Here is a 3926-nt window from a genome sequence, read left to right on the forward strand (position 1 = left end):
TCGATGCCGAGCCGCGTTGTGTTGCCGGTCATGAAGGAGACGAAGAAGCCGCCAAGGCTGAGGAAGCCGAGCGCATCGACGAAGCCGGCGAGGCCCGAGAGGCAGAAGGCGAGCCCCATGGCAGGGCGATCGTAGCGCATCATCCGCGCGGCTCTCCGGCAATCCCGGCCGGCCTCCAGCGAGGCGCGACTCCCGGCCGAATCACGCCGGCGCATCATAGTCCGCCGCGGCCTTGGCCGATGAATGCATGGTGGCGCGAGACATATGCTTGCGCTCGGCATCCGCTTTCGGTTACATCCTGTCCCGTCGATTTGAGGAACGCCCGTGGTTTCGACCGCCCGCCATGACCTGACGAAGGACTGCGCCGCCGCGCAGACCGTCGGCATGTGCGCTCGCGCTCCCCTCGCACGCGCCCCGTTCTCGCTTCTTGGCCTTCTTCTCCTTAGCTGCCCCTGAGGGCCGGCCGGGCATGCTGCCTGGGCGCTCAGGGGAGTGAGGAGAACCGCCGACAGAAAACCACGCGCCCGCCCTTTCCAATCTGGCGGCGCACCGAAACCGGAAGCAGACCATGACCAATCCGACGCAGAACAGCTCCTCCAAAGAGCGCGTGCTGATCTTCGACACCACCTTGCGCGACGGCGAGCAGTGCCCCGGCGCCACCATGACCTTCGAGGAGAAGCTGGAGGTCGCCGAGGCGCTCGACGCGATGGGCGTCGACATCATCGAGGCCGGCTTCCCGATCGCTTCGGAAGGTGATTTCGAGGCTGTTTCGGAGATCGCGCGCCGGCTGAAGCGCGCCACGGTCGCCGGCCTCGCCCGCGCCATCAGCGCGGATATCGCCCGCGCCGGCGAGGCTGTGCGCCATGCGGTGAAGCCGCGCATCCACACCTTCGTATCGACCTCGCCGATCCATCTGGAACACCAGATGCGCAAGAGCCAGGACGAGGTGCTGCAGATCATCACGACCACGGTGACCCAGGCTCGCAACCTGGTCGAGGACATCGAGTGGTCGGCGATGGACGCGACTCGCACGCCGATCGACTATCTCTGCCGCGCGGTCGAGACCGCGATCAAGGCGGGCGCGACGACCATCAATCTGCCGGATACCGTCGGCTACGCCACGCCGGACGAGTACCGCGCCATGTTCAAGGCGGTGCGCGAGCGCGTGCCGAACGCCGACAAGGCGATCTTCTCGGCGCATTGCCACAATGACCTGGGTCTGGCGGTCGCCAACTCCCTGGCGGCGATCGAGGGCGGCGTGCGCCAGATCGAGTGCACGATCAACGGCATCGGCGAGCGCGCAGGCAATGCCGCGCTGGAAGAGATCGTGATGGCGCTGCGGGTGCGCGGCGACGCGATGCCCTACGACACCGGCATCGATGCGACGCAACTGATGCGCATCTCGAAGGCGGTCTCGAGTGCCTGCTCCTTCCCCGTGCAGTACAACAAGGCGATCGTCGGCCGGAACGCCTTCGCGCATGAGAGCGGCATCCATCAGGACGGCATGCTGAAGAACAACACCACCTACGAGATCATGACTCCGGCCTCGGTCGGCGTGACCAAGACTTCGCTGGTGATGGGCAAGCATTCCGGCCGCGCCGCCTTCCGCTCGAAGCTGAAGGAGATGGGCTACGACATGGGCGACAACCAGCTCGAAGACGCCTTTACCCGCTTCAAGGCCCTGGCTGACCGCAAGAAGCATGTCTACGACGAGGATATCGAGGCGCTGGTCGACGAGAACATCGCCACCGCCCATGATCGCATCAAGCTGGAATCGCTGACGGTGATCGCCGGCACGCGTGGCCCGCAACGCGCCACGATGAAGCTGGACGTGGACGGCCGCTTCGTCACCGAGGAGGTCGAGGGCAACGGTCCGATCGACGCCATCTTCAACGCGATCAAGACGATCGTGCCGCATGAGGTGGCGCTGGAGCTCTACGATGTGCACGCGGTGACCGAGGGCACGGATGCGCAGGCCGAGGTGACGGTCCGGCTGGCGCGCGACGGCTCCTCAGTCAGCGGCCGCGGCGCCGATCCCGATACGTTGGTGGCTTCGGCCAAGGCCTATCTCGCCGCACTCAACAAGCTGATCGCCCGCGGCGGACGCCTGCACGCGCAGGCCGCGGAGTAAGAGGAGGCTTTTCCGTCATGGTCGGGCTTGTCCCGACCATCCACGTCTTCCGCTATCGCGGCCGGTGTTCAAGACGTGGATGCTCGCCACGAGGGCGAGCATGACGGCCGAGTGCTGAATTGGCGCTTCTCACGGATTCCGGTGGATGACGCCGGCGCGGTCTGGCGCCGGCCTGCCTCTTGCCTTCATCTGCACTTCCGGTGCGGTCGCTCCTCCGGCGACCCTGGGGAGCGATGGCGATGGGCTATTTTCCAAACTGGACCCTGAAGACTTCCGGCGCGGTGATGCCGGACGAGCGGCTGCCGACGGGGCAGACGGTCATAGCCGGCCTGCAGCATGTCGTCGCGATGTTCGGCTCGACGGTGCTGGCGCCGGTGCTGATGGGCTTCGACCCGAATGTCGCGATTTTCTTCTCGAGCATCGCGACCCTGCTGTTCTTCGTCATCACCCGCGGGCAACTGCCGAGCTATCTCGGCTCGTCCTTCGCCTTCATCGGCGTCGTCATCGCGGCGACCGGCTATGCCGGCTCCGGCCCCAACCCGAATATCGGCGTGGCGCTCGGCGGCATCATCGCCTGCGGCGCGGTCTACGCCCTGATCGGGCTGATCGTGCAGGCGGTCGGCACCAACTGGATCGAGCGGCTGTTGCCGCCGGTGGTGACCGGCGCGGTCGTCGCCGCGATCGGCCTCAACCTGACCTCGGTCGCGATCAACATGATCTCGGCCAGCGCCTATACCAAGTGGATCGCGCTGTTCACGGTCATTGCCGTCGCGCTGGTCGCGGTCTATGGCCGCGGGCTGCCGCAACGCCTGCCGATCCTGATCGGCGGGCTTGCCGCCTACATCCTCTACGCGCTGACGGCGTCGAGCTTCGGCGCGCCGACGATCGACTTCGGCAAGATCGGTGCAGCGGCCTGGTTCGGCCTGCCGCATTTCGTCGCGCCGGTCTTCGACATGAAGGCGATGACGCTGATCGTGCCGGTCGCGATCATCCTGGTCGCGGAGAATCTCGGGCACATCAAGGGCATCTCGGTGATGACCGGCCGAAACTTCGACCATCTCATCGGCCGGGGTTTCTTCGCCGATGGCCTGGGCACCATGATCGCCGGTTCCGGCGGCGGCACGGGCGTCACCACCTATGCCGAGAACATGGGCGTGATGGCGGTGACGCGGGTCTATTCGACGCTGGTGTTCGTGGCTGCCGGCATCATCGCTCTCCTGCTCGGCTTCTCGCCGAAGTTCGGCGCGGTCATCGGGACGATCCCCGTTGCGGTGCTCGGCGGCCTCGCTGTGGTTGTCTTCGGCCTGATCGCGGCCACGGCCGGCCGGATCTGGGTGGAGAACAAGGTCGACTTCTCGGAGCCGAAGAACCTGATCACGGTCGCGACCGCGCTGATCCTCGGCGCGGGCGATCTCAAGCTTCCGATCTTCGGCTACGAGCTCGGTGGAATCGGCACCGCGACCTTCGGTGCGATCGTGCTCTACCACCTGCTGAACCGCCGCGCGGCGTGACAATCCACAGGCCCGCAAGACTTTTTCGGTGGGCCTGTAAAAATCTGTCACAGATGGGTGGACAGGGGCCGGGGGCTTTGCTACACGCCCCCTGCCTGACGCGGCTGACGCCGCTGACCGGCGGCGCTTCGTGGCGTATGGGTGATTAGCTCAGTTGGTAGAGCAGCTGACTCTTAATCAGCGGGTCGTAGGTTCGAGCCCTACATCACCCACCACGATCTTTCCTAGACATCGCTGAACAGGCATCTCGCTGAAGCGGGGCGACATCTTCGTCGGCCTTGCGG

Annotated in this window: 3 protein-coding genes and 1 tRNA gene; 3 read left to right on the forward strand and 1 reads right to left on the reverse strand. The window is 65.8% G+C overall.

Going from position 1 to position 3926, the window contains the following annotated elements:
- A partial coding sequence (locus ACIPIA_RS11785) for a DUF1275 family protein (protein WP_400509698.1) occupies window positions 1-143 on the reverse strand: 143 nt, incomplete at its 3' end.
- Between the two features lie 425 nt (window positions 144-568).
- Between ACIPIA_RS11785 and ACIPIA_RS11790 the strand changes: the two genes are divergently transcribed.
- The 3 genes from ACIPIA_RS11790 to ACIPIA_RS11800 all read left to right on the forward strand — a co-directional run bounded on the left by ACIPIA_RS11790 (window position 569) and on the right by ACIPIA_RS11800 (window position 3857).
- Window positions 569-2131: a 2-isopropylmalate synthase gene (locus tag ACIPIA_RS11790; protein WP_400509695.1), complete on the forward strand. Its 1563-nt coding sequence runs from the start codon at window positions 569-571 to the stop codon at window positions 2129-2131.
- A 233-nt stretch (window positions 2132-2364) separates the two neighbouring features.
- Window positions 2365-3642: a solute carrier family 23 protein gene (locus tag ACIPIA_RS11795; protein WP_400509696.1), complete on the forward strand. Its 1278-nt coding sequence runs from the start codon at window positions 2365-2367 to the stop codon at window positions 3640-3642.
- A 139-nt stretch (window positions 3643-3781) separates the two neighbouring features.
- A tRNA-Lys gene (locus tag ACIPIA_RS11800) sits at window positions 3782-3857 on the forward strand.
- Window positions 3858-3926 lie beyond the last annotated feature (69 nt).

Source organism: Allobosea sp. CER48 (assembly GCF_044752385.1).
Classification (GTDB): domain Bacteria; phylum Pseudomonadota; class Alphaproteobacteria; order Rhizobiales; family Beijerinckiaceae; genus Allobosea.